Consider the following 2,362-nt stretch of genomic DNA (forward strand, 5'->3'; position numbering starts at 1 on the left):
CTCCGCAACGCCCGCCCGCACTCCGCCCGACCGCTTCCCCCAACGAGGTAGTACGGTTCATGAACTCCCGTCAGCGCCGCGGCGTGATACTCCTGCTGCTGTCCGTCGTCTGCGCCCTGGGCGCCTTCGCGGGCGTGCTGTCCGTCATCAGCGACGTCAAGTCCGAGGTCGGCCCCGAAGTCACCGCCTACCGGCTCAAGTCCGACGTGGCGCCGTACACGACGCTGAGCGCGGGCCAGTTCGAGAAGATCCGGATGCCCAAGCGGTGGCTGTCGCCCACCGCCGTCACCGACCTGTCCCGGATCCAGGGCAAGATCGCGGTCACCACGCTCCGGCAGGGCTCGCTCCTGCAGAGCGACATGATCGTGGCGCGGCCCGCCCTGCGGCCGGGGCAGCAGGAGGTCGCCATCATGATCGACGCGGCCACGGGCGTGGCCGGCAAGATCACGCCGGGCTCGACGGTCAACGTGTACGCCACCTTCGCCGGGCAGCGCCAGGGCGACCCCGCCCAGTCCAAGATCATCGTGACCAATGCCCGGGTGATCGACGTCGGGAAGATCACCGCCCTGGACCCCGACGCCGACCACCGCACTCAGCAGCCCACCGAGGCCGTCCCCATCACTTTCGCGCTCTCCACCCTCGACGCCCAGCGCATCACCTACGCCGAGTCCTTCGCCCAGCGGGTCCGGCTGGCGCTGGTGGCGCCCGGCGGTGACACCGGCGTCCCGGCCAAGGACCGGACCTACGAACTCGCGAACGACAAGTGAGAGGCCCGCACGCATGCCCACCAGGATCCTCCCGGCCGTCGGCGACGCGGACGCGGTCCGGTCCCTCACGACCCTGCTCACCCAGCTCCCCGACGCCGAGCCCCTCCCGCCCGTCGCCGACTCCACCCAGCTCGTCGACACCCTCGCCCGCCTGGCCGCCGAGTCCGTCGACGACCTGCCGGAGGTCGTGGTGGTGCACGAGCGGATCGGCCCCGTCCCGGCGCTGGAGCTGATCCGCGAGGTGGCGCTGCGGTTCCCGGCCGTGGGCGTCATCCTCGTCACCTCCGACGCCGGACCGGGGCTGTTCTCGGCCGCCATGGACGCCGGCGCGCGCGGCCTGGTGGCGCTCCCGCTGAGCTACGAGGAAATGGCCAGCCGGGTGCAGGCGGTGGCCCAGTGGTCGACGGGCGTACGCCGCCACCTCGGGCACGGCGGCGACGTGTTCGGCGGGGCCGGCGGCCGGGTGGTGACGGTCAGCGGCGCCAAGGGCGGCGTGGGCGCCACCCTCGCCGCCGTGCACCTGGCCCTGGCCGCGCAGTCCTCCGGGTACGGCACGGCCCTGGTCGACATGGACCTGCAGGCCGGGGACGTCGCCTCCTACCTGGACGTGCAGTTCCGCCGCTCGGTGGTGGACCTGGCCGCCATCACCGACATCTCCCCGCGCGTCCTCGCCGACGCCGTCTTCCGCCACGACACCGGCCTCGCCCTGCTCCTCGCCCCCGGCGAGGGCGAACGCGGCGAGGAGGTCACCGACCGGGCCACCCGCCACATCGTCGGCGCCCTGCGCTCCCGCTACGACGTCGTCGTCCTCGACTGCGGCGCCCAGCTCAGCGGCGCCAGCGCCGCGGCCGTGGAGATGGCCGACACGGCGCTGCTGCTGACCACCCCGGACGCCGTCGCCGTACGCGCCGCCAAGCGGACCGTGCGGATGTGGGACCGGCTGCAGATCCGCAAGGCGGAGGAGACCACGGTCGTCGTCAACCGCCACACCCGCGGCGCGGAGATCCAGCCGCCCCTCGTCCAGAAGATCACCGGCACGGCGGTGGCGGCCACGGCGATCCCGGCCGCCTTCAAGGAACTCCAGGGTGCCGTCGGCGCCGGCCGCATCCACGACCTGGACCACCGCAGCACCGTCAAACAGGCCCTGTGGGGCCTGGCCGGGGAGCTGCGGCTCGTCAAGGCGTCCGAAGGCGAGCAGGGCCGGGGCGGCGGGGGCCGGCCGCGCGGCGACCGGGGCTCGGTGAGCTTCCGGCGGCGGGGCAGGACGGGGGGATGAGCATGCGGACGGCCCCTTCGAGGCACCGGTTACGGTCCGGCCGCGGGCTGCCCCACGGCCGCGGCCTGTGCCGCGACGGCGGGCTGCCCAACGGCCGTAGGCTGCCGCACCGCCGCGGCCCGCGCTCCGGCAGCGGACTGCCCCACCGCCGTGCTCTCCGCCGCGACGACGGGCAGGTCGCCGTCGAGTTCCTGGGCATGGCACCCACCATCCTCGTCACGCTGGTGCTGCTGTGGCAGTGCGTGCTGCTGGGATACACGTACACCCTCGCGGGGAATGCTGCCGACGAGGCGGTGCGGGCGGGGGCGCCCGTGGAGGG

General features: G+C 74.1%; 3 protein-coding genes. All 3 read left to right on the forward strand.

What is annotated here, in order from left to right; genetic code table 11:
• Positions 1–59: 59 nt before the first annotated feature.
• A complete protein-coding gene (cpaB, locus tag GV126_RS31025) occupies positions 60–767 on the forward strand; it encodes a Flp pilus assembly protein CpaB (RefSeq protein ID WP_159672848.1) in 708 nt (235 codons plus the stop codon).
• Positions 768–780: 13 nt separating this feature from the next.
• A complete protein-coding gene (locus GV126_RS31030) occupies positions 781–2,043 on the forward strand; it encodes a CpaE/TadZ family protein (RefSeq protein ID WP_159672850.1) in 1,263 nt (420 codons plus the stop codon).
• Positions 2,040–2,362 (forward strand): TadE/TadG family type IV pilus assembly protein (locus GV126_RS36875; protein ID WP_236570196.1); only part of this gene is annotated, 323 nt, incomplete at its 3' end. The genes GV126_RS31030 and GV126_RS36875, both read left to right, overlap by 4 nt.

It is taken from the genome of Streptomyces mexicanus (assembly GCF_902506575.1).
Taxonomy (GTDB): Bacteria; Actinomycetota; Actinomycetes; order Streptomycetales; family Streptomycetaceae; genus Streptomyces; species Streptomyces mexicanus.

Coding starts and splice junctions, on each gene's coding strand:
- cpaB (WP_159672848.1), top strand. CDS start 60: ATGAACTCCCGTCAGCGCCGCGGCGTGATACTCCTGCTGCTGTCCGTC.
- GV126_RS31030 (WP_159672850.1), top strand. CDS start 781: ATGCCCACCAGGATCCTCCCGGCCGTCGGCGACGCGGACGCGGTCCGG.